This window comes from Lunatimonas sp. (assembly GCF_020832325.1).
GTDB lineage: Bacteria > Bacteroidota > Bacteroidia > Cytophagales > Cyclobacteriaceae > Lunatimonas.
In genome coordinates this window covers 1-25,007 of the sequence record NZ_JAFIEU010000048.1, presented here as the reverse complement: position 1 = coordinate 25,007, position 25,007 = coordinate 1, and the positions used below count along the sequence as shown (strand labels likewise).

General features: G+C 46.8%; 21 protein-coding genes. 12 read left to right on the top strand and 9 right to left on the bottom strand.

Annotation, left to right across the window (positions count from 1 at the left end):
• The first annotated feature begins 79 nt into the window (after positions 1-79).
• Positions 80-1,654, top strand: a complete 1,575-nt coding sequence (locus JJU34_RS19025; RefSeq protein WP_228694010.1) for a WG repeat-containing protein — start codon at positions 80-82, stop codon at positions 1,652-1,654.
• A 66-nt stretch (positions 1,655-1,720) separates the two neighbouring features.
• Here the strand turns inward: JJU34_RS19025 and JJU34_RS19020 are convergent, their stop codons facing one another.
• The 6 genes from JJU34_RS19020 to JJU34_RS18995 all read right to left on the bottom strand — a co-directional run bounded on the left by JJU34_RS19020 (position 1,721) and on the right by JJU34_RS18995 (position 7,921).
• Entirely contained in the window at positions 1,721-2,293 is a 573-nt protein-coding gene (locus JJU34_RS19020; RefSeq protein WP_228694009.1) for a hypothetical protein, read from the bottom strand.
• Positions 2,294-3,082: 789 nt separating this feature from the next.
• A complete protein-coding gene (gene hemA, locus JJU34_RS19015; protein WP_228694008.1) occupies positions 3,083-4,321 on the bottom strand; it encodes a glutamyl-tRNA reductase in 1,239 nt (412 codons plus the stop codon).
• A gap of 110 nt (positions 4,322-4,431) precedes the next feature.
• The gene (locus JJU34_RS19010) at positions 4,432-5,502 is read right to left on the bottom strand and encodes a hypothetical protein (protein ID WP_228694007.1); all 1,071 of its coding nucleotides are present in this window, start codon (positions 5,500-5,502) and stop codon (positions 4,432-4,434) included.
• A 32-nt stretch (positions 5,503-5,534) separates the two neighbouring features.
• On the bottom strand, positions 5,535-5,966 hold the full coding sequence (locus JJU34_RS19005) for a heavy-metal-associated domain-containing protein (protein WP_228694006.1): 432 nt from the start codon (positions 5,964-5,966) through the stop codon (positions 5,535-5,537).
• 145 nt (positions 5,967-6,111) lie between these two features.
• Positions 6,112-6,987: a flippase-like domain-containing protein gene (locus JJU34_RS19000; protein ID WP_228694005.1), complete on the bottom strand. Its 876-nt coding sequence runs from the start codon at positions 6,985-6,987 to the stop codon at positions 6,112-6,114.
• Complete coding sequence (locus JJU34_RS18995) at positions 6,980-7,921, bottom strand: glycosyltransferase family 2 protein (protein WP_228694004.1); 942 nt, start codon at positions 7,919-7,921, stop codon at positions 6,980-6,982. The genes JJU34_RS19000 and JJU34_RS18995 overlap by 8 nt, the downstream gene beginning before the upstream one ends.
• A 191-nt stretch (positions 7,922-8,112) precedes the next feature.
• On the opposite strand from JJU34_RS18995, the gene JJU34_RS18990 reads away from it, so the two are divergent.
• From JJU34_RS18990 to JJU34_RS18940, 11 genes are all read left to right on the top strand, one after another.
• A complete protein-coding gene (locus tag JJU34_RS18990; protein WP_228694003.1) occupies positions 8,113-9,252 on the top strand; it encodes a Gfo/Idh/MocA family oxidoreductase in 1,140 nt (379 codons plus the stop codon).
• A gap of 62 nt (positions 9,253-9,314) precedes the next feature.
• Positions 9,315-10,217: a site-specific tyrosine recombinase XerD gene (gene xerD, locus JJU34_RS18985; protein ID WP_228694002.1), complete on the top strand. Its 903-nt coding sequence runs from the start codon at positions 9,315-9,317 to the stop codon at positions 10,215-10,217.
• 133 nt (positions 10,218-10,350) lie between these two features.
• Positions 10,351-11,400 carry a quinone-dependent dihydroorotate dehydrogenase gene (locus JJU34_RS18980; protein ID WP_228694001.1) on the top strand — a complete coding sequence of 350 codons (1,050 nt, stop codon included), beginning with the start codon at positions 10,351-10,353 and terminating at the stop codon, positions 11,398-11,400.
• Positions 11,401-11,450: 50 nt separating this feature from the next.
• Positions 11,451-13,931 (top strand): DNA translocase FtsK, encoded by a 2,481-nt coding sequence (locus JJU34_RS18975; RefSeq protein ID WP_228694000.1) that lies wholly within the window; start codon positions 11,451-11,453, stop codon positions 13,929-13,931.
• Between the two features lie 20 nt (positions 13,932-13,951).
• Positions 13,952-14,605 carry an outer membrane lipoprotein carrier protein LolA gene (locus JJU34_RS18970; RefSeq protein WP_228693999.1) on the top strand — a complete coding sequence of 218 codons (654 nt, stop codon included), beginning with the start codon at positions 13,952-13,954 and terminating at the stop codon, positions 14,603-14,605.
• Between the two features lie 35 nt (positions 14,606-14,640).
• Positions 14,641-15,456, top strand: coding sequence for an orotidine-5'-phosphate decarboxylase (gene pyrF, locus JJU34_RS18965; RefSeq protein WP_228693998.1), 816 nt, complete (start codon positions 14,641-14,643; stop codon positions 15,454-15,456).
• Between the two features lie 113 nt (positions 15,457-15,569).
• A complete protein-coding gene (locus tag JJU34_RS18960) occupies positions 15,570-16,892 on the top strand; it encodes a DUF2851 family protein (protein WP_228693997.1) in 1,323 nt (440 codons plus the stop codon).
• Between the two features lie 52 nt (positions 16,893-16,944).
• Positions 16,945-17,580 (top strand): acetyltransferase, encoded by a 636-nt coding sequence (locus JJU34_RS18955; RefSeq protein ID WP_228693996.1) that lies wholly within the window; start codon positions 16,945-16,947, stop codon positions 17,578-17,580.
• Positions 17,581-17,642: 62 nt separating this feature from the next.
• Positions 17,643-18,632, top strand: coding sequence for a rhodanese-related sulfurtransferase (locus tag JJU34_RS18950; protein WP_228693995.1), 990 nt, complete (start codon positions 17,643-17,645; stop codon positions 18,630-18,632).
• A complete protein-coding gene (locus tag JJU34_RS18945) occupies positions 18,619-19,473 on the top strand; it encodes a nucleoside phosphorylase (RefSeq protein ID WP_228693994.1) in 855 nt (284 codons plus the stop codon). Before JJU34_RS18950 ends, JJU34_RS18945 begins: the two co-directional genes overlap by 14 nt.
• Positions 19,474-19,758: 285 nt before the next feature.
• Positions 19,759-22,182, top strand: coding sequence for a TonB-dependent receptor (locus JJU34_RS18940; RefSeq protein ID WP_228693993.1), 2,424 nt, complete (start codon positions 19,759-19,761; stop codon positions 22,180-22,182).
• A 39-nt stretch (positions 22,183-22,221) separates the two neighbouring features.
• Here JJU34_RS18940 and JJU34_RS18935 read toward each other — a convergent pair whose 3' ends face one another.
• The 3 genes from JJU34_RS18935 to JJU34_RS18925 form a co-directional block, all read right to left on the bottom strand.
• Positions 22,222-24,120 carry an ABC-F family ATP-binding cassette domain-containing protein gene (locus JJU34_RS18935; protein WP_228693992.1) on the bottom strand — a complete coding sequence of 633 codons (1,899 nt, stop codon included), beginning with the start codon at positions 24,118-24,120 and terminating at the stop codon, positions 22,222-22,224.
• Positions 24,121-24,164: 44 nt separating this feature from the next.
• Positions 24,165-24,476: a hypothetical protein gene (locus JJU34_RS18930; RefSeq protein WP_228693991.1), complete on the bottom strand. Its 312-nt coding sequence runs from the start codon at positions 24,474-24,476 to the stop codon at positions 24,165-24,167.
• A 274-nt stretch (positions 24,477-24,750) separates the two neighbouring features.
• Positions 24,751-25,007 (bottom strand): hypothetical protein (locus tag JJU34_RS18925; protein ID WP_228693990.1); only part of this gene is annotated, 257 nt, incomplete at its 5' end.

The window sequence follows — 25,007 nt, the reverse complement described above, 5'->3', positions numbered from 1 at the left end:
CCGGATACGGGCTACGCAAAGCTTGTAAAGACGGACGAATTCTCTATTTTTACCCACCTCGATAACGTGTGCGTATCCTATGAAGATCCAGTTAGTGCTTCCCTTGTTTCTTTCCTGCATTCTAAGCCTGATTGTTGAATTTGCTGCCCAAGGCCAGACCTGGGAAGTCTATGACAACGATTACAATTTACTGCGAAAAATTGAGAACGGAAACCTGAGCTATTTGGGCAATTCCTTACGAATTAACACACTAAACAACAACGTAAGCTTACTAAGTCAGGAGTATGAAACATTCTTTACGATAAAGGATACCAAACTGCACCAATTTCTCGAGCCATGGGTGATCGTTTCGAAAGGAGAAAAGCTCGGGGCGCTTCACGAATACGGCGATATGGTATTCCAGCCTGAGTTTGACCATATTGAGTCCTACTTCAATCTACTACTTGGCAAAAAAGGTCCAATGTTTTACGTATATGACCGAGGCACCAAGCAAACCCAAACTTTCGGCCCCTATGAATCTGCCCGATTAGCGCGCAATGGACAGTTGATCGCCAAAACACCACAGGGTTATCTATTGCCATTTTCTCCTGAACCTGACCGGATGTTTTTGGAGCTAACGGATGTTTCTGGAGATGTGATCATTTCGAAAGAACCCACAGGCTATGGGCTCATCAACCGGGATGGAGAGTACATACTCGACCCCATCATTGATACATTAGCTTTCTTGGGCGACAATCATTTTTTTGCCCACGATGGCAATCAATACATGCTTATTAAAGCACAAACAAACACCGCAGACATCAAATATACCAGCTACCATCGCATCACCATGGAAGATGGTGCCCTGTTGGAATATATCCACGGGAAATTGAGGCGGATCATGAGGAAGGACGGCATCCTATTGGATATCGTGGGCATGACAGAGGTAAAAATTACAGAGCGAGGCTATTACAACGTATACTTTAGGGACCAGAAGATTGGACTGCTGAGTCCTGCCGGCAAATGGGAAGTGCAGCCCGCCGCAAATATCAGCCGCCTCCTTCCGGGAAACCAAGGACTGTATGGCGCATGGATAGGTGGTAAATATGGATACGTGAATTCAACCGGCCAAGTAGTTATTCCAGCTCAATTCGATGATGTAAAACAGTTTTCCGAGGGGTTGGCAGCCACCATGAGCGGCTTTTCCTGGGGCTTCGTCAACTTAAACGGGGACATTGTCATTCCCCATCGCTACGATAAAACGGGGGATTTTTTCAGGGGGATGGCCATCGTCTACCAAGGCGGAAAAGCGAACCTGATAGATAAGGAAGGGAAGGAACTGCTACCTCAATTCTACGACCGGATAAGCCTAACGACTGACAACTATTACCTGACAGAGAAGAATGGAAAATATGGTCTGGTAAACCCCATGGGTGTAGAAATAACTGCACCGGTATTTGACGAGCTCCGACGGGAAGAATTCGACCGGATCTTAATCCGACAAAACGAAAAATATGGTATCATGCGTGAAAATGGCGATTTTTCCTTACCGCTATACTACACGAGCATCTTATTTGACGATACAAATAGAAAAATACTGGCCAGCCATCGGGAGCCATTACAGGTGGAGGTGCCCGAAGATAGTCGAAAAAAATCTACTCGTAAACCGAAGTAATCATCCATTGCAGCAAGTTATTCTGCAATGGATGATCTACTTATAACCCAATTTTTTGAAATATAACTACCTCCTTCGGGGAAATGATCCCGAGATGATCAAACCAATGGCATTGGCTGCATATACATTTGCCATTTCATCTTGATAACTCATGATGGTATAGGAAAGGCCTATCGACTTATACGCGAATTCAAAGAACGGCCCCGAGGCATTTCCAAGTGAAAAGTTGCCTCCCAATCCCCCAGAATTGAATCGAATGTTTTGGTGAAATGCCATTCCAACTCCCGTACGCCAGGTTTCATTAAATACATAATTTCCACTCACGCGTATTGGAATCCTCGTCAGCCGAATGTGTACGTTATCTGCGGCAGAAGTCACATACTTTATTCCGACACTGGATCGCAACCGTAGTGACTCCAAACCGGGCACTGCAAACTCCCCTCCCGCACCGATGGATATTCCTTGTCCCGCGTTTACTCGCTGAGATTGCCCATTGGTAAATTGAACGGTGGCTACCTCATCTCCTCCCAGTTCCAATGCTCCCTCGAGCAAAAACCTCAATGGCTTACTAGTTTGGGCGGACAATCTGTGTACAAAGGCGCTGGAGATCAGCAGCACCAGCAAAATCATGGTCTTCATTTTTCTTTTTTTGGTTTTAAAGTATAGGGAAAGTTTGAATGAAATAGGTAAAAGTATGCAATAAGCGTCAGGCAAGCAGATACTACGAAAGAACCATTCAGCCTTCGGTTTTACAGGCAGACATCACCATTTGAAACACCACAGGAAACCCTTGGTATCATATACCATGAGAAAAGGGCAAACTTCGTCAAGGAAAGGCTTCAACGAAATACGTTTATCCGAAGGTTTTTGCTTGTGTTTAAAAGAAAAAAATCACCCGATTTAGCCGGCTCCGTCCCTGTCTATATCGCGGTTTGGCGCATCTAACTGGAAAAGACCCCCACGCTGGAAAAACGTGCTCTTGTGTCTACCGCGCGTCATGCTCAAGTTCATAAAGTTTGGTGTTTTGTTCAAATTTAGAAAGCCGAAAATTTAAATCCTATAGGGTATTTAAACTTTTTTTCCCTAAATGAAAACCAATCCAAATAACTAATTATCAATTATTTACTTGGATTTTAGTTGTAAAGATCACGCATCATTTGAAACCCCGAAGCCATCAAACCGTCCATACTGAAAAACCGCGAGAAACTATCCAAATTCAAGTGGTTTGCTTACAAAAACCAATTTGATTAGGGTATTGAGTCAACGCTAAAAAAGCCCCGAAGAACTACCTCCGGGGCTATCCACCTCACCAATCCACGAAAAAATAAACCCTATTGCTAAGCGCTGTTCAGATAATTGCCAATCATCGTCTATCTTGATGGTAAATGCATATACGAAAAGTAGCCCCACATTGGATTTTTGGAGAAATCACTTTTTAATCTTTCCCTCACTCATTATCTCATACACGCTGTTTAGATAAAATTCTTTTTCCTCGGAATCGGCCGCCTGCTTTACCAAAAACACAAACTGCTTGAGTATGGTATTCACCTCTCTTTCAACTTCCGCGCTGATACCCTCTTGGCGAACCAGATGGGTGTTCCCTTTCGTCCAAAACAGGTACCGCTTGAGTTGCTTTAAAATCCGCAGGTACCGATAATCTTCTCTCCATTCACTGTAATCCCGTATGTACTCCCCAAGTATTCGCCTGACATCCCCTACGCTAGAAACCTTAAGCTGCTTGGCCTCTTCGGCCACTTCACGGATATGGTCCATGCTCAAACACAACACCTCCACGTGCTCGTTGACAAGCGGATCAATCGTCCGGGGAAGAGAAAGATCTACCAACATCGTGAAATCGGCTTTTGGTCCACTTTGCAGCATTTGACTTGTGATGACGTACTGGGGGGAATAAATAGCAGAAAATACGATATCGTGGCCAACTAACTGCTCTGGCAAATCAGCCAAGTTACGTACGCTTCCTGGTATGCCTCGGCTTTGAAAAAAATCGACCGCCTTTGACAAACTACGGTTGTACACCGTTAGATTCCGAATACCTCTAGACACCAAATACCTGACAAGCTGCTCACCCATCTGACCAAACCCAACCACCGCCACACTCGGCGAAGAGAAAATAGATAAGTATTCTGACACCATTTCGACAGCAGCCTGGGGTACGGAACTCACGTGCTTTTTGAAGCCCGTTTCATTGGTAATACGCTTATTCGCCGAAAACAACAATTGTATCAATCGGTGTAAAAAGGGCCCCAAAGTTCCCTCCCCGCAGGCCAAACCATAGGCTTTCTTTAACTGATTGATCAGGTGGGCATCTCCGAGAATCTGCGAACGGAGCCCCACCGCTACCTCACCAAGGTACTGCAAGCTATTTTCTTGCTCCCGGATCACCTTAAATACCCTATGCACCTCCTCAAAAGAGGAAGCTTTGGCTTGAGCAAGGACCTCCAAGCAAGCCGCTACCTGTTTCGGCTGCATCCATGCGATGATCTCGGTTCGGTTGCAGGTGGACAAAATCATCCACTCCTGCATCACGCCTCTGCTTCTGGCCAATTTATTAAAGGCTTGAATAGACATTTTGTCAAAGGAAAACTTTTCTCGAACAGAGACCTCTGCGTTCTGGTAGGCTAAGCTAAATACGATAAGTTGATTCATTCGTCTATGGGATAGTGGTACATCGAAATAGATAGTAAAAATGGATCAGCCAACTTGATCAGGCCCTATGCTGAATGATAGGGCCTGAAGTTCTATTTTGTGGCAATAAGCTAGGCCTGAATGATCGCTCCTTTTAGCCCACTACTCGTAAGTATCGCCCCAAACTCTTCGATGATTTCCATAGGTACACCGTTTTCAAGTGCACCCTCAACGACCGCCTCTACGAACAAATCGTAATCGGCAGCCGTGATCCTACCCGTCATTCGGCTATTTACGTCGGGATTATGTGCATCAGCCATATTCAGCCCCACGTAATCAATGTGTTGAGACCCGATATTTGCTGCGAGAAAATCGCTGAAGTCCATGACCAACTGCTGAAACCCGGAAAAATCACCGCCTCCTACCTCAGCAAGGAGTACCGAAAAATAGGGCTGTAAGTCATCGTATTTTCCACCATTATTCGTAGCAATCACCAAAACCGTACTAGTTACCACCTGCCGAAGCGCCAAATACCCAGCTTCTACAAGTTCCCCTTCCCTATCCGGATCTTCTATCAAACCAGAACCCCCAAGGCGCGTATAGAGATCGAGCTGCACTCCGGCTCCGCGCTGCACAATAGGCCCGCGCAGAGATTCCAATAGCTGCCCAACGGGACCTAATACATCCGGGGACGTAATGCCAGCTTGGGCCGCCCCAGCTACTACTGCTTGAATAAAAAGATCGTAGTCGCTGTCATTGACTAAGCCATTCATACGGGGGTTTTTGGCGGGGTCGTGGGCATCCTCCATGCTTAGTCCACCGTACATGAAATTCTTCGCTCCGGTAGCCTGCGCCAGCAAATCCGTAAAATCGCTTACCAAGGTGGTAAATCCGGAGGTCTCTCCCCTTCCCACTTCAGCCAATAGTACACTAAAGTAAGGCTGCAAATCGTCATAGGCTCCCCCATCGTTTGTAGCAATTTCCATTACCGTATTGGTTACTACCGTCCTCAAATTCAAGTAGCCCTGCTCCACCTGCTGTCCAGGATTATCCGGGTCATTGACTCTCGCTTCTCCTCCCAACTGCTCTGCGTAAAAGCTGTCGTCTGTCTCCGGGGTCATGTCCATTTTCTGATCATCGTTACATGCTGCCAGCAATAAAAAGGCTAGCCCCGCCGTAAACATTTTCGCTATTTGTCCCATCGTCTTGTTTGTTTAAATTTGATTAATTTGATTTATCGTTTAGCAAATAGATTTTCAAAAAAACCTCCCAACCGATAGATGAAGGAATCCTTGCTGAAAGCTGGGCAGCTGCTTGCCAACTCCTCAGTGCTGGGATGGTACCGGTATGCGGAGACCTGAAAATGTTCCTGTACGGATTGAATGATGGCTTCGGTCGACCATTTTTTTTGATCATACAGGCAAATAAAGAATCCGGCATCCCGGTTGATCCGAACATCTTTGATCCCCTCCTGCTTTTTGAACACACTGGAAAACGCTGCCTGCGCCTCCGCATCCAACTCCTGCTCAAAAATAAATTTGCCCATCGCAAAAACAGGCCCCTTCTGACCTTCGCTGGCGGTGACCATATATATATGCATAGCCAATACGACTACTAAAACTCCCGCCAAAACCAATGCTCCAATTACAATCCGCTTTATCATCATGTCATTTTCTGATTTTGAAAGGACATACGGAGTGAACCAGCCCATTGGATTTTGGCTACGAAGAAAAATGGAACATTTTTTCTCGAAAGGAAAAAATCACTCCCCTAGAAAAGCACCTCCTACTCTCAAAAATATCAGAAAATCGCTAATGAAGACGCTCATTAACAGGCATCTCGCTGTCAAACTTAAAGAAAATACCACTAAGAGAAGTGAAGGCCGCGATCACAAAAAAGACCACACTAAAGGCAACTGCGGCATTCTTGTCTATTCCCACGTAACCGTGTGCATACACAAACACAAGTTCGCGGGCCCCTACGCCACCTATTGTCAGCGGGAGCACCGAGATAATACTGGAAACCAAAAAAACCAGTAGGTAGGTCGCTTCCTGATCGTGGATCCCCAGCGATCGTAGAATAAAAAATGCACTAAACAACTGCAACACTTGATTCAATGCAGAGTAAGCGGTGGTACTAAAGATACTTCCCATAAAATCTTTAAAAAATAAGATCATGGTTAGATACAGTCCAACGGTGACCATAAACATGCCTAAAGCGCCGAGTATCCATTGAGAAACCGGGAAAGCCCAATCAACTTCCACGACGACAAGCAGCGCAAACAATAAAAAAACCAAAACGGCCAACCCGTTACCACGGTCAAGCACCACGGCTTGAATGAGCTGTTTCACCGGTGCCTGAAAACGGCGTTTGAGCAAGTAAACCTTGTATCCGTCGCCCCCGATACCCCCGGGTAGAAAGAGATTGTAAAACATCCCGATAGCGTACAGCTTGAGGTTTTGCCATTCGGGCAGGTATACCCCCATATCCCTAAAATAGCCATTTAATCGGAAGGCGCAGAATACCTTGGATGCCACATAAAACAGTAAAGCTAAACCCAGCCAGCCAAAATCCGCCTCTTTGATCACGCTCCAAGTAGTCTGAGTATCGATCTTGGACACTACCAGGTAGACCGCTACCGCCGTCAACAACAGCTTAACCAGCAATTTGACGGGCTTGCTATTCACCTTTGAAAATTTCTTTGACCCGGTAGGTCTTCTTATCCTGAGATTCGAAATAGGTTCGCACGATGATCTCGGCGATGATGCCGGTAGTAATCAACTGAATCCCCCCTAGCAGCAAAATGAAGCCCGCCAACAAGATGGGCCTTCCCCAGATATCTTCCCCAATGATTTTCAGAATTAGCAGGTATATATTGACCAACACTCCGAGAAAAAAGGCCAATAACCCCGCCGTTCCAAAAACATGGATGGGACGTTGGAAATACTTTTGGAAGAATAGCATGAGGATCAAGTCCGCCATGACTTTGAAAGTCCGTCCTATTCCATAGTTTGACTGCCCGTGTATGCGGGGGTGGTGTTTTACATCTACCTCCGTCATCTTGGCCCCCTGTTGCTTGGCCAGGACGGGGATGAATCTATGCAGCTCTCCATACAATCCCATATGTTGGGCTATATGGGCTTTATATACCCTCAGGGTACATCCATAATCGGTCAAATATACCTTGGTGGTGTTCCTGATCACCCAGTTGGCTATTTTACTGGGTACCTTCCGGAGCACAAAACCATCCTTGCGGTTCGCTCTTCGACCTGCCACCACATCCCAATTTTCCGATTTGGCTTTTTCCAACATCATGGGAATATCACTGGGGTCATTTTGTAGATCACCGTCCATCGTAGCCAGATACCGACCTGTGGCTTGGTCTATACCCGCCGCCAAAGCAGTAGTCTGCCCGTAGTTTCGGTTAAAAATCAACAGTGACGTGCGGTCGTTTGCCAGCCGCTTCACCTCGCTTACGGTACCGTCTGTCGAGCCATCATCTACCAAAATGAGCTCGTAATCCAGGTGCTGAAGCGCAGCGTAGGTTGCTTCCAGCAAAGGCTGAATATTCTTTTCCTCGTTGAATACGGTTACTACGACTGAAATCTCCGGTGTGGGCATAAAAATAAATTTCCGTAAAATTAGGCTATTTTAAAGGGGTAGGCAAATCCAAGATGAACGAACCTGTCCGTATCCAGTAACCCAAACTGTTGAACGAAGGAAGATTAATGTGTATATTGACATTTTTATCGGGTACCGATGGTACCGATAGAATCCATCAAACCTGTATTAACCGATAACCAAAACTATCCATGAAATCAACCAAACGCAGAGATGCCCTCAAAACCATGGCAGTAGGCGGCAGCCTCGCCCTATTGACTCCCGGCATCCTGGTCTCCTGCTCACAAAAGTCTGAAAAAACAGCATCTGAGGGAGATACCCCTCCCATCAAAAAAAGTAAGGTCGGTGTAGCACTCGTCGGGCTGGGCTATTACAGTACCGACCTACTGGCACCCGCATTGCAGCTAACGGAAAACTGCTACCTCGCAGGTATTGTAACGGGCACACCCTCGAAGGCTTCGGCTTGGAAGGAAAAATACGGCATTCCGGATAAGAACATTTACAACTACGAAAATTTCGATCGTATCAAGGAAAACCCGGACATTGATGCCATATACGTCGTGTTACCACCTTCGATGCATGAAGAATACGTCATCCGGGCGGCAAATGCCGGTAAACATGTATGGTGTGAAAAACCCATGGCGGTGACTGCCCAAGAATGTCAAAACATGATCGACGCTTGCAAAAAGAATGGCGTTCAACTCACCATCGGTTACCGGCTTCATCATGAACCCAACACACAGGAATACCGTGGAATAATAAACGAAGGCAAGTTAGGCAAGGTCAAGAGCCTGAAGTGTGCTGCCGGTTATCGGGAAAACCGCACCGATCACTGGAAACAGAAAAAGGAAATGGGAGGCGGCGTAATCTACGACATGGGAGTGTACTCCATTCAGGGGGCCCGTTGCGGCACCGGGATGGAGCCTATCGCGGTAGTTTCGGCCAAAACGATTTCTACGCGTCCTGACATCTATCAGGATGGTCTTGCGGACGTAGTCGAGGCGACTTTGGAGTTTCCCGGAGGCGTGATGGCGGAAATCAAAACCAGTTTTGCGGAAAACACAAATTTCCTGACCGTAGAATGCGAACAGGGAATCCTAGCGATGGAGCCCTTCTCTGCCTATGCGGGCGTGAAAGGCACTAGCCCCTTGGGTGAGATCAATCATCCGTATGAAGTCCCCATGCAGCAAGCCATGCAGATGGACAACGATGCCAAGTCGATTCTCGAAAACAAGCCAGTTCTGGTTCCCGGAGAAGAAGGATTGAGGGACATCCGGATTGTGGAAGCTATTCTAAAAAGTGCTGAAACCGGAAATAGGGTACCCCTGTAACAAGTTCGATTAAAAGAGGCCCGGTGAATGTATCGGGCCTTTTTCTTTCATACATTTGAAAAATGAATCATTGGGAGAAAGAGATCCGGGCATTTGAATACTACCTGAAGATAGAACGGTCCCTCAGCCCCAATTCCATTTTGGCCTACCAACAGGACATCGAAAAACTCTCCCGCTTCATCCAAAGCGAATACCCCCAGATCAATCCGATGGATGTCCGTGTCGAACATCTTCGGCCCTTTGTTCATATGCTGGCAGACTTACAGGTCTCCGAGTTTACCCATGCCCGCATCCTCTCTGGAATCAAGGCCTTTTTCAAGTACTTGGTATACGAGGATAAGATCACAGAAAACCCAGCCCAACTGCTGGAATCGCCCAAACTTACCCGCAAGCTGCCGGAGACGCTTAGCTACCAGGAAATCGTACATCTGTTGGAAACAATTCCTTTGGGAAGCCCGGAGGGACATCGAAACCGCGCCATGCTCGAGGTACTTTACAGTTCTGGTCTCCGCGTATCCGAACTGGTGGATTTGAAGATCAGTCAGATTTATGAAGAAATCGGATTTTTACGGATTTTAGGAAAAGGGAACAAAGAGCGACTGGTCCCGGTAGGGTCCGATGCCAAAAAATACCTAAACTTGTACCTCAAAGAAGTCAGGAATTTTCAGTCAATTGCAAAAGGGCACGAGGACTTCGTATTTCTCAACCGTAGAGGAAAGAAATTGACACGGGTGATGGTCTTTTTAATCATCAAAAAACTCGCAGCGGAGGCGGGTATCCACAAGCGCATCAGCCCTCACACTTTCCGCCATAGCTTTGCTACCCATCTGGTAGAAGGAGGCGCTGACCTACGGGCCGTGCAGGACATGCTGGGGCATGAGAGTATTACGACCACTGAAATCTATACCCACCTAGACCGCGATTACCTTCGCCAGGTGCTAAATGAATTTCATCCCCGGAAGTAGTTGATCCTAAGCAACTGACCACGAGTACTTTTAACCCACCTTCTGATCTCAGAATCAACATTATTTAGCCAAGCCAGTAACCCTTTTTCACTTTAAAACCATAATTTAGCAACTTGAAAAAACCTTAGCACCCGTGTATAAATCGATCATTAAGCCGATATTATTTCTTCAGTCTCCAGAAAAAATCCACGAAATCACCTTCTCTTGGATTAGAAAAACCTTTGGACTGCCGATCATTGGATCGATTATTGAACGCGTATACAAGTTTGAAGACCCAACATTGGAACGGGAAGTTTTTGGTATCAAGTTCAAAAACCCGGTGGGCCTTGCTGCTGGTTTTGATAAAGACGCCAAAGTGATTGACGACATGGCAAAGCTCGGGTTTGGGTTTATTGAAATTGGAACCCTAACGCCAAAGGGCCAGGAAGGTAACCCAAAACCCCGTTTGTTTCGACTGCCCACCGATGCTGGCCTAATCAATCGGATGGGATTCAACAATGGAGGAGTGGAAAAAGCAGTAAAGCGGCTCAAAAAACGAAAATCTACCATCGTGATAGGCGGCAACATCGGCAAAAACAAGTTAACCCTAAATGAGGATGCCGAAAGCGATTACCTGTACTGCTTGGAAGCATTACATGCCTACGTGGATTATTTCGTGGTAAATGTGAGTTCTCCAAATACCCCCAACCTCCGGGACTTGCAGGAAAAAGAACCCCTGAAGAAGCTGCTAACTGCCGTGAAAAACGCGAATGACCGAAAAGAAAAACCCAAGCCTATCCTACTGAAAATAGCGCCGGATCTCACCAACGGTCAGCTCGATGACATCGTGGAAATCGTTTTAGAAACGGGCATAGACGGACTCATCGCTACCAACACCACGCTAAACCGTGGCAACCTCCATACCGATGTCAAGCAATTGGAATCCATTGGTGCCGGCGGAGTCAGTGGGCGCCCTCTAAGGGAGCGAAGCACGGAAATCATTCGCTACATTTCCGAAAAAAGCGGGGGAAGGTTTCCGATTATCGGCGTAGGAGGGATATTTTCCGCAGAAGATGCCTTAGAAAAACTGGAGGCCGGGGCCTCGCTGATCCAAATCTACACGGGCATGATCTATGAGGGGCCAGGCTTGGTGAAAAAAATAAAGCAGGGATTGGCCCGATTTTATCAGGGCTCATCCAATTAAAATTTAAATTTTTACTTACTTTATGCCGAAAGTGTACAAACTTGGAATAAATGGCTGCTAATACCTATAAGAAGAACACTTTTACCAAAAATCCAAAAGCCTCTGGAGCTCCGAAAAAGGCTCCCAGTAAGCTCCGCTTTGCCTTTCTAAAGGACAAACGATGGGGTGTTGCCACTGGGGTGTTACTGATTTTTGTGGCTGTGTTCTTTATGTTGGCATTCTTAAGTTACCTATTTTCTGGGCAGGCAGATCAGAGCGTCGTGGTCAACAATGACGGAGGTCCCGTGTCGACTCGGGTAGGTGAGGTGGAAAACTGGCTTGGATTTACAGGGGCTTGGATTTCCCATCAGTTTATTTTTCGCTGGTTTGGATTGGGAGCCTTGTTTCTCCCACCGTTTTTGTTTTTAGTTGGCTTTAGGCTTTCTTTTAAGAGGAATCTGCTATCGCTGTCCAGATTTAGTGTATTTGCGCTATTTTTTGTCATTTGGCTGGGTCTTCTGTTGGGCTATGTGGTCCATTTGATGGACGGTGTCAGCTACTTGGGATTTCTAAGTGGCGGTCTCGGCTACGAACTTGCGTTACTGGCAGACGGATTTTTGGGTTGGGGCACTTTGATTGTCATCTTTGCTTCCCTGCTTATTTTTGTCATCTTCTTCTACGACATAGACCGGCTCAGTTGGTTCACTGAGTCCCAAAAAGAAGGTGCTTCGGAAAACGGGGAGGACGAGGTTTTGCCTACCAATAGGAACAGATCTTCTGAAAAATATCCAACGGACGAATTGTCGGACCTAGAGGAAGAAGAGTTGGATGAGGAGGAGCTGGACGAAATACCGGACGAGTCCAGTTGGAAGGTCAGTACCAATGAAGTAGCTCCGCCAAAAAAAGGTCCAGATACATCTGTTCGCTTAGACCCGACCCCCTCCAAAAAGCAGGAGGTAGAGGAAACGAGTGAAACGGCATCGGACCGGTTTTCCGTGGAGGTTCCGCAGGGAACGGAGAAAACTGCTGACAAAGTAGAGAATCTTTCTCCCTACGATCCGACATTGGATCTGCCTAGCTACCAGTATCCCACCTTAGACCTCCTGAACGAACACGATCAGCAACGGGTAACCGTAAGCAGACAGGAACTAGAGGAGAATAAGAATAAGATCGTGGAAACCCTGGTCAACTTCAAAATTGGCATTCAGGAAATCAAGGCGACGATCGGCCCGACGGTTACCCTATATGAGATCATTCCGGATCCCGGCGTAAAAATCAGCAAAATAAAAAACTTGGAAGATGACATTGCACTGAGTTTGGCAGCGCTGGGAATACGTATCATTGCACCGATTCCCGGCAAGGGTACCATAGGTATTGAAGTACCCAATAAAAACCGGGAACTTGTGGCAGCTCGGTCGGTATTGGGCACGGAAAAATTCATGCGCAGCGACAAAGACCTGCCGGTAGCGCTTGGTAAGACCATCTCAAACGAAGTGTTTGTGGTCGATCTGGCCAAAATGCCCCACCTGTTGATGGCGGGTGCTACGGGGCAGGGAAAGTCCGTCGGGTTAAACATGATCCTGGCTTCGTTGATTTATAAGAAACACCCTTCTCAGCTCAAACTGGTTTTAGTAGACCCCAAAAAGGTAGAGCTCACACTGTTCAACAAGATTGAACGGCACTTTTTGGCCAAACTTCCCAATGCCGAGGAAGCCATAATCACTGACACTAAGAAAGTTATTTACACGCTCAATTCTCTGTGTATTGAGATGGATAACCGGTACGACCTACTCAAAGACGCCGGCTGTAGAAATTTAAAAGAATACAACGAAAAGTTTGTTGCCCGAAAGCTAAACCCTGAGAAGGGACATCAGTTTATGCCTTATATTGTCTTGGTAATAGATGAGTTGGCTGACCTGATGATGACTGCGGGCAAGGAAATTGAAGGCCCAATAGCGCGCTTGGCCCAGCTAGCCCGAGCCATTGGCATCCATTTGGTGGTCGCTACACAGCGCCCCTCGGTAAATGTGATCACCGGTATTATCAAAGCAAATTTCCCGGCCAGGCTTTCTTTTCGGGTAACCTCGAAAATCGATAGCCGCACCATTCTGGACGCAGGTGGCGCAGAGCAGTTGATCGGCATGGGAGACATGTTGCTATCCATGGGTTCGGACGTGATCCGCCTACAATGCGCATTTTTGGACACCCCTGAGGTGGATCGTGTTTGCGATTGGATTGGCGAGCAACGGGGATACAGCGATGCGTACCTCTTGCCGGAATTTGTCGGAGAAGATGGTGACGGCGGCATCGGTGATATCGATCTGGACGACCGGGATCCGTTGTTTGACGATGCCGCGCGCCTGATCGTCAGGCATCAGCAGGGCAGTACATCGCTGATACAGCGCAAGTTAAAACTCGGCTACAATCGCGCAGGTAGGATTGTGGATCAACTGGAAGCCGCCGGAATTGTTGGACCCTTTGAAGGTAGCAAGGCCCGAGAAGTGCTCATTCAGGACGAAAATAGTTTGGAACAATTATTGAACAGCCTATAACAATTAAGTAACCTATACACATGTTGAAATCAGCCATTTTAGTCAGCTTCCTGATTGCCGCGGTATCTCTAGACACACTGGGGCAAACGGACCAACGCGCGCAGACCATTTTAACCGAAGTTAGCGAGAGGTATCAGGAGCTAAACGGATTTAAGGCCACCTTCGAATACACCTACTCCACAGATACAGATGGCGTGATCCAAACCAATACTGGAGAAGTTTCCGTTAAGGGAGATAAGTACCGTTTGGTGTTGGACGATCAGGAGATTTACAACGACGGGAATACTGTTTGGACCTACATAAAATCCAGCAAGTATGAAGAAGTGACCATCAACAGCGTGGACAAAGACAGCGACGAACTCACTCCCTCCAATATATACACCATTTACCAGCGAGGCTATAACTCCAAGTTGCTGGGTGAAAAGACGATGGACCGGAAGCCCGTGTACGAAATCCTACTCACTACAGATAAAAAAGGCTCTCAATTTAAGGAAGTAAAACTGTATATCGAGAAAAACCAAAAAGACCTCCTAGCCTGGGAGATTAAAGATGATGTGGGCGGGATATTCCTGTACAAATTCAAAGAGGTGCGTAAAAATGAGCCCCTTCCTAATGAGTACTTTGTATTCGATTTCAAAGCCAACAGCAAAGTCGAAGTGATCGACCTGCGCTAAATCTGCATATTCCATTCTTCCGAACTTTTCAATCTATGAACAAACATCAATTAGTGACCCAGATTCGGGAAAAACAGTCCTATTTATGCGTAGGACTGGATCCGAGTATGGACAAAATCCCAGCCCACTTACACAAGGAAAAAGACCCCTTCTTTGCGTTTAACAAAGCTATCATCGACGAAACGATCGATTACGCAGTTGCTTACAAGCCCAACACGGCTTTTTACGAGGCTCTGGGCACTAAGGGCTGGGAGAGTCTGGAAAGAACGTTGGACTACCTACCCTCTTCCGTTTTGAAAATTGCGGATGCAAAACGCGGAGACATAGGCAATACGTCTAACCTGTATGCCAAGGCCTTTTTTGACACGCTGCATGCCGATGCCGTCACCGTCGCTCCCTACATGGGAAAAGACAGCGTTACACCTTTTTTGGGTTTTGAAGATAAATGGGTCATTTTGCTCGCACTTACCTCCAATATTGGTAGTGCGGATTTTCAGCTTTTCCAGGACAGCACCGGCAGACAGTTGTTTGAAGAAGTTTTACTCAAAAGCAAAGATTGGGGTACGCCGGAGAATATGATGTATGTGGTCGGGGCTACCCGGGGGGAAAAGATTGCCGAAGTACGGAGAATTATCCCAGAACATTTTCTATTGGTTCCGGGAGTAGGTGCCCAGGGCGGATCCTTACAAGACGTAGCACTGCACGGGATGAACCCTGACGTGGGCATTTTGGTCAACTCCTCAAGGGGAATCATTTACGCCTCATCGGATAGGGATTTTGCCCAGGTGGCTAAAAAAGAAGCCATCAAGCTTCGGGATGAAATGTCCGAGACCTTGCAGAAACTCAAGTAACAGCCTTTACATCAAGGACGAAGGAAAAGATCGCACTATATTTTTTGCGCGGCGCTGTTTTTGCATAAAAAGATTTTTTCATAACTTAAAGGTTCGCTTTTAACCGATTTTTTATGGCAAATTTTCAGGAAGACTTTCTCCATCTGGTCTGGAAATACCAGTACTTTGACAAAAGGCAGTGTTTGTCCGAAGACCATGCAGAACTTCAGATACTCAAGATTGGATACCAAAACCATCACGAGGGACCTGATTTCAAAGAAGCACACATCCGGATCGGCAACGTGGACTATTTTGGCCATGTAGAGATCCATCTCAAGTCTTCCGATTGGAAAGCACACGATCACCAACATGACCCTGCCTATAATAGCGTGATACTTCATGTGGTATGGGAGCACGACATGGAAATCCAACGGAATGACGGTACCACCATTCCCACATTAGCCCTCAGCGGAAAGGTCTATTTGGACGTGGTCCGTAATTACGAGCGCCTCCTATCTTCATCCAGCCACATCCTATGCAGCGGACAATTGAAAAATGTTCCCGACATACTGAAATTTTCCATGCTGGAAAAATCTTTGATCGAACGCATGGAAGAGAAAAGCTCAAAAGTCTTGGAACTGCTCGCGGAAAATACCCAAGATTGGGAAGAGACCACCTACCAATGGCTTTTTTGGACTTTTGGTTTCAAAACCAACCAACAAACCATGCTCAAACTGGCCAAAAGCCTCCCCTACAAGCTGATCAAACGACATAGCAACCACCGGTTGACCCAGGAAGCGCTGCTGTTTGGGCAGGCAGGCCTATTGAGTGCCTATAGCGAAGGGCTTTTTCCTCCGGGAACTGCCGACGGGTATGTGGATAGTTTGGTAAGGGAATACCAGTTTTACCGACAGAAATACGGACTAAGCCCGCAGCTATATCCCTCCGAATGGAAGTTCATGGGCGTTCGACCCGCCAACTATCCAACGATCCGCTTGGCTCAATTGGCCGCACTACTGTCCAATAGCCCCCATATATTTTCTAAGGTGATTCACGAAACGAGCGGAATGGACGATTTTTCGGCAATATTCCAGCTAGCAGTTTCTCCTTATTGGCACAATCACTATCATTTTGGGAAGTTTTCGGAAAAACAATCCAAACGAACGATTAGTCCCGGAACTCTTTCGCTGTTAGGAATGAATTTCATGATCCCTCTATGGTATGCCTATGGAAAATTCATGGATAATCTGGACTGGCAGGAAAAATGCTTTGGCATGTTGCAGGAAATTCCCGCCGAATCCAACTCGGTGATCGATAAATTCGAAAAAGTAGGCTGGGAACCCGTGCAGGCGTTTGACTCGCAGGGGATGATCGGTTTATATAACCACTACTGCAAGGGAAAAAAGTGCTTGGATTGCAAGATAGGCCAAGCCCTGCTCCGTCCATCGGGGAAATGAATATTGCTTCCGAGCTCTTTTTGCCGTAATTTTGCGACCTTAAAAGAAACGCATGGAAAAACCTGTCATCATCTTAGGAGCGAAAGGTATCGCACATCCCGCATTAGAGATCTTCAATAGCCACAGTGTGATCGTGTACGGCTTCTTAGACGAAGATGAATCCATGCATCAAAAAGAAATCAATCACGTGGCTGTACTCGGTAGTACAGAGGATGATGGCTTTCTGAAGCTTATTGGAAAAAAATGCGAAGCATTTGTAGCCGTTGATGACCCTAGCTACCGTAAGTATTTGGTCAAGTTGCTCAATGAACGGCGAAAAATACAGCCCATCAATGCCGTACACAAGACGGCCTATATTTCTACGGACGCTGCCATAGGTCATGGCAACTTTATCAACGCCAAGGTATCCTTGGGAGCTGGATCCTCGATTGGTAACCACTGCATTTTCCACTCAGGCGCCCTACTAGAACACTTGGTGGAGGTAGGTGACTATGTGCAAGTGGGAGCTGGAAGCATCATCAATTCCGGTGCGAAGATCGGAGAAGGTGCATTTATTGGCTCTGGTGCCATCATTGTATCGGGCGTCACTATTGGTAAAAATGCCCGGGTTGGGGCAGGTTCCTTGGTCATTGCGGACGTGGAAGACGAGGCTACCGTATTCGGAAATCCCGCTAAAAAACTGGAATAAAGTATACTAAATTTATACAAATCGATTCACCTAAACACCCTGCTTGAAACAGGGCTTACGTCATGGAAAACGAGAAATACCTCATTCTGCTTTACTATTGCTACGCGCAAATAGAAGACCCCGAAGCTTACCGGGAAGAGCATCATTTATTTTGTATTGAAAACAATATACGCGGCAGGATCATCGTATCCTCAGAAGGCCTAAACGGTACCGTATCGGGCCTGGAGGCAGATTGCCAACGTTACATGGACTACGTCAGGTCCGACCCTCGCTTTGCGGATACAGAGTTTAAAATCGACACGCATGACCAGCATGCATTCGCTAAAATCCACGTACGGGCCAAAGATGAAATCGTACATTCCGGCCTAAAACACCTCAATCCAAGGGAAAAAACAGGCAAACACCTAAAACCCTTGGAGTTCAAGGCGATGAAAGACCGGGAAGATGTGGTGATTCTGGATGTCCGTTCCGACTACGAACACAAGCTGGGACATTTTAAGAATGCACTGCGACTCGATATAGAGAATTTCAGAGATTTCCCTGAAAAGGTAAAAGAATTGGCCCACCTCAAAGACAAGAAAATCCTCACCTATTGCACAGGAGGTATCAAGTGTGAGAAAGCCTCTGCCTTTCTACTGGATCAAGGCTTCGAGGATGTATACCAACTACATGGAGGTATCATAAAGTACGGCATGGAAGCCGGAGGCGAGGACTTTGAAGGAAAGTGTTATGTCTTTGATAATCGGGTGGCGGTGGACGTCAATCAGGTGAATCCCACGGTGGTCTCTACCTGCTATATTTGTGGCACCAAATCGGACCGCATGGTAAACTGTGCCAACCCGGTTTGTAACATCCACGTGCCGATTTGTGAGTCCTGTGGTTGGGAGTACCAGGGTGCCTGCTCTTCAGAATGCATCGAACATCCGGAAAAGCGGCCCTACGATGGCACCGGCTATTACCAAAAAAATACGGTGGGCTACAATCCGTACAAAGGGTTTTACCGGAAGTCTGATAAACAAGCCACTCCCTGTCAGTCCGATGCCAATTCCTGAATCCGAGCTGATCATAAATCGAGATGGCAGCATCTACCACCTGCACCTAAAGCCGGAACACCTCTCCGACCGGATCATCACGGTGGGCGATCCCGATCGTGTACCTATGGTGTCGCAGTATTTTGACGAAATCATTTACTCGGGCAGGAAGCGTGAGTTCGTGACCCATACCGGTTATTACAAGGGAAAACTATTTTCCGTCATCAGCACCGGCATGGGAACCGACAACATTGAAATTCTCATGACCGAACTCGATGCCCTTGTCAATGTGGACCTGGAAACCCGCATTCCCAAGCAACAACATACTACACTGAAAATTGTGCGGGTAGGAACATCTGGAAGTCTGCAAGCGGACACCCCCGTTGACAGTCTCTTAGCGTCCACCTTTGGAGTGGGGTTGGATTCGCTTATGGCCTTCTATCCTATCCAATATGATTCTTTCGAATCATCCATTGCGTCCCAGGTACAAGCCTGTCTCCAATTACCTTTCCTCCCCTATTGCGTCAAAGGATCCGAATACTTACTCTCTCGCCTTGCCAAAGACCTTCCCCGGGGCATGACGGTAACCTGCCCCGGCTTTTTTGCACCACAGGGACGGGAGGTCCGTATCAAACCCGCCCTTCCAGACATGATGAGTACCTTGTCAAAACTATCATTCAAAGACAGTCGATTAACAAACTTTGAAATGGAAACAGCCGGCTATTACGCCATGGGGCGCATACTCGGTCACGAAGTCCTCAGCCTAAACGCCATTGTAGCCAACCGGGTTGAGAAAACTTTTTCCCAACGTGCGGATGAGGTAGTGGACAGGCTAATATTACACACCTTGGAGAATTTTTAAGCGTTGTTTTGACAATACATATTACCTTTCCCTTTTATTATTCACCGCTCATCCCCTTGCATTTTTTCTTCACATAAAAGCCCATAAACTGGGGCCACGCGGCATATTAATTGTATATACATATATATATCGAACAATTTGATTTATAAGGTGTTCTAATTTTATAGCGAGGTTAGTCTAGCAACTTTTGCGGATGGAAATTCGCAATAGACCCTCCAAATGAACATTCTTTAGAAGCCAGCCGATTGGTTGGTGAGCCTCCTGTTTAGCCGAAATTTTAATGCCATGACTAAAATTACGTGTATTTTCGCCCTTTTTTTTATTCTATTTCAAACCCAAGCTCAGGACATCTCCCTTCGTGGAAAGGTGTTTGAAGAAAGTAGTGGAAAGGGGCTGGAATTTGCCAATGTTGCCCTGCTATCGCAATCCGATTCCTCGGTTGTAGCTGGCGGAATGACCGATTTGGATGGGAGTTTTGATTTTGTATCAAAACCCGGTCAATATATCCTTCGAATAGGCTTCATCGGCTACGACAGTCACTATCAAAACCTCACACTGGGAGAGCGCAGAACGGTGAATTTGGGCAATATCTCGCTCAGATCCGATGCCGCAAATCTACAGGAGGTCGTGGTGGAAGGAGTCAATTCCATTTTTGAATCTGACATTGACAAGCGAAGATACGACGTAGAAAATAGCGTAGTAGCCGAAGGTGCTACCGCCTCTGAACTTTTGGAAACGCTCCCTTCCATACAGGTAGATGACGAGGGAGGTATTAGCATGCGAGGAAGTGGAGACATATTAATCTATATCAATGGTCGACCGTCCAATCTATCTGGAGACGATGCGGAATCTATCTTGGCCCAATTCCCGGCAAACAGTATCAAAAGCGTGGAATTGATCACCAACCCTTCCTCTCGCTACGATGCGGCCGGTGTGGGGGGAATCATCAACATCATCCTGAAGAAAAACGAAAAAACGGGGCTCAATGGTCAAGTAAATGTGTCTGCGGGTACGAGAGATAAATACAATGCTGGGGTCAACCTCAATTACGGTGCCGGTAAAGTCAACTATTATGCCTCTTACAATTACCAAAACAGAAGGATGTTTAGAGAGTCAGACGCATTTCGCGAAAACCGGATAAATGGCGTTTCTCCATTCCTAGATCAGGACTCCTACGGCGAAAGTGTGGACATCAACCACCTGCTGCGGGGGGGCATAGACTACAACATCAATGAAAACCAAACCCTGGGTTTTTATGCCCAAGGTAACTTTCGGGACCGAACTGGTTTCAACAACCTCAATCAGCGCAGCCTCAACAGCTTAAACCGACAGGACAGCCTCTTTGTGAGAAATCAAAACGATACCCGGGAAAGCTTCAATGCGGAAACTGGCGTGAATTACAACTGGGAGATCGATACGCTGGGCCAACGTCTATTCACTTCGCTGTCATATTCTCGAGACGAACGTACCCAAGTAGAGAATTACGAGCAGTTTTTTTTCAACGAATCAAACGAAGCAGTACCTGCCAACAACCTACAGCAAATTAACACCGTCCCTCAGACCAGTGACTTGTATGTGTTTCAGTTGGATTACATCAAGCCATTTCGTGATGGGGGCAGCTTGGAAACAGGCCTGAAAGGTACATTTTCCCTTTGGGATCGAAGTCAGGAATTCATGCAAGGCGATCAAAACAACGCGTTCATCCCCACACCGATTGATTCCATCAGCGACGGCTTTGTCTTTAACGAGGATGTATACGCCGCCTACATGAGCTACCGCAACCGAGTCGGCAAAGTAGGCTTCCAAGGGGGACTTCGGGGGGAATACACCGAGACAACCGGTACGCAAGCAAGTAGACTCGAACCTTTCGTCAATAACTACTTCAACCTGTTTCCGAGCCTTTACCTGTCCTATGAATTGGGCCAAGAGCATGAATTCACAGCCAACTACAGCCGAAGGATCAGCAGACCCAACATGTGGTCGCTATCACCTCTGTATCGAGTGCGTGACCTGTTGAACCTGAGCGTGGGCAACCCATTTCTTCAGCCTGAATTTACCGACAGCTATGAGTTTGGCTATATGAAGGGTTTTGAGAAATTCCTTTTTAATGCAACAGTATACCACCGGGCTTCTACCAATGTACATACCCGGGTCATACGCCTTACCGACAACAATGTAGCTATCCAAACCCGGGAAAATGCCCTGCGTAGAAATGCAACCGGCCTGGAGGTCATCAACCAAATGCAATTGGCGAACTGGTGGGATGCCACCGTATCGGGAAATTTCTTCTATTCAGAAATCATTGGCGACAATATCGAGCAGGGCTTCAACAACAGCAACTACAGTTGGACGGTTAGCTTGCTTTCAAATATGGCCATCCCCAATCTTTTCACCTTTCAGGTACAAGGAAACTACCGGGGTCCAATCGTGCTGCCACAGGGGCAAATTGAGCCTTTTTGGGGATTGAATGCCGGTATCCGGAAAAACGTTATGAATGACAAAGGCACGATCAGTCTAAATGTAAGTGATATTTTCAACACACGAATTTTCCGAATCACCAACGAAGACAACCGGTTCGTACAGGAGCGGGTGTTCAACCGGGAAACCCGCATAGGGACTATCGCTTTTACGTACCGGTTTGGAGGATTTAAAGAAAAAAGCAACGGACGTCGCGATAGAGATGACGACTTTGACGACGGGGATTTTTAGCAGGTCTTGGCATACAAGTCTGCGAACTGGAAGGGATTATCACCCAATCCCTTCCAGTTCGCTGAGTTCCAGCCATCGTAGTTCCAATGCACCAATTTCGTCTTCGATTTCCTGAATCCCTTTAGAAAGCTCCATAAGACGCTCATGGTTTTCGCCCGGTGAATTGAGTGCTGCTACCAATGCCTCTTTTTTACCCGCCAGATCTTCCAGCGCCTGGGTGATTCCTTCAAATTCCTTTACCTCTTTGTAGGTAGCTTTTCGGGTCGTACCAGCTGGGGCAGATACGGTCTCTACGACTTTTTCAGTTTCTGGAGAACGCTTCATTTCCTTGGCTTCGGTACGCTGTTCCTTTTGGTACTCTCGGAGATCCGTATAGTTTCCGGGGAAGTCGCTGACAGCCCCCTCTCCCTCAAACACAAAGATGTGCTCTACCAAGCGGTCCATGAAATATCGGTCATGGGACACAATGAGCAAACAACCGGGAAATTGATCCAAAAAATCCTCCAAAGTATTCAGCGTAACAATATCCAAATCGTTGGTGGGCTCATCCAAAATAAGGAAATTCGGACTCTTGATCAGTACCATCAACAACTGAAGCCGCCGCTTTTCCCCGCCACTTAGTTTGCCCACGGGCGTATGCTGTTGTTTTGGCGGAAACCCAAATTGGGTCAAAAACTGGCTAACAGTGATTGTACTTCCACCCGCCAGGGTCACTACTTCCGCGACATCCTTCACGATATCGATCAGCTTTTTGGTGTCATCAAAAGCAGTTTCCTCCTGTCGATAGTAGCCAAATGCAGTCGTCTCACCGATGCTGATACTTCCGCTGTCAGGTGCTGCCTCTCCGGTCAGGAGCTTCAAAAACGTCGTTTTGCCGGCACCGTTTGGACCCACAATGCCGATACGGTCCCCTCGCTTGAAGGTGTAACTAAACTTATCCAGTATCTGCTTGTCTTCGTACGACTTGGACAGGTCCTCGATTTCGATGATCTTCTTACCGAGACGGCTGGTTTTTACCTCTAAGGTAACTTCCCGTTCGTCCTTTTTGCGGAGGGCCTTCTCTTTGGTAGCTTCGAAGGCATCCACCCGGTATTTGGCTTTCGTGCCCCGGGCCTTGGGTTGTCTGCGTATCCAATCCAGTTCCTTTTTGTATAGACTCTTTGCTTTCTCCTGCTCTGAAAGTGCTACCTGCTTTCGTTCCTCCTTCTTTTCCAAAAAATAGCTGTAGCTGCCCGCATACCGAAAAATACGGCTGTCGTCGAGCTCCAAAATCTGATTGGTGACTTTCTCCAGAAAATACCGGTCGTGAGTTACCATTAAGAGGGAAAGATTGGCTTTGGAGAGGTATTCTTCCAGCCATTCGATCGTTTCTAAATCCAAGTGGTTTGTTGGTTCATCTAGCAACATCAGATCAGGCCGTTCCAGGATCGCTTTGGCCAGGGCCACCCTTTTTCGCTGCCCACCACTTAACTCCTGTACTGAAATACCGGTATCATGTAGCCCAAGTTTACCCAATACTTCATTCACTTGAAATTCATAGTCCCAAGCTTGGAGAGCGTCCATTCTTTCAAAAATCGACTGAAGTTTATCCTGATTATCTTCACCGCGCTGAGATGCCAACATTTCCTGCTGATAGGCCTTGATGACCTGCAAGGTTTCGTTGGTGGTATCTTCAAAAAGCGCCTGCAATATTGTCAGCCCTTCCCCAAACACGGGGTTTTGGTTGACATAGGATACTTTCACACCTTGCTTAACAGCCACGGTACCAGCATCTGGAACCTCAACCCCCATGATGATTTTCATGAGCGTAGATTTACCCGCGCCATTTATTCCCACAAGAGCCACTTTCTGCCCCTGATCTATTCCAAAAGAAATTTGTTGGAAGAGCACCCGCTCCCCGTAGGACTTCGTCAGTCCCTCTACTGATAGGTAATTCATGCGGCAAAAATACCAAAAGTTTGCCAGCAAATGACCTTTTCAGCTTATTTCATCAATGCATTGATCGCATTGCCCAAGGCTTGAAAGGCTTCCTTAAGGTATTTCAGTGATTCACTTACCCTAGGCTCCATCTCTTCGCGCGTATCTTGGTATTTTTCTTTGTAGTAAGCTTTGCGTTCCTCAAATTCCTTCTCCAAGGTATCCCGCTTTCCCTTCAACTCCTCAATCCTCTCCTCTATCTCGTCCCGCAACTCAGCTGAGGCTTCCGCTCCCTTTTCAATAAGGTGTTCGATCTTCTTTCCTACATCTTGCAGAATTTTCTCTATTTCTTCGAATGATTTGTCTGATTTTCCCATTGTCTGGCCTCTTATACGGATGATATACCTACGAAAGATAGCCAACTTGGACGGTTTTTACTAGGAAAAAGGAAATGGGGATTTTGAAAGGATATATGCTTCGCGATATTCATAGATACACGCCTTCGGTGAAATATTGGGTTACATTTAAAGCGTTAAGGTCGTTATGGGTTCTTGGTATTGGTAAGGATAAAGAATCGCAAGTTTGCCATATCAAACATCTCCAATCTAAAAATCTCATATTTCCATCTAACGAAAAACCCATGGATTGCTCCTAGGGGCCTGTAATAATATGGCTGAACCTATCCGCCCATGCGGATCGGGATGGGAAGAGGAGGGACTGAATTTCCATTAACAGGTCTAAAATATATCGTCGGAGGCATATATCTGTCCATCCCCCGATACCCCCTAAAAACACAAAACCCCCTAGAGTTCTCCTTAGGGTTCTTATAAAGTGGCGGCGATCCCGATACTCGGGACAGGCTCTACTCTCCCGTACGCCTAGGCGTACCAGTAACATCGGCGCGGCAG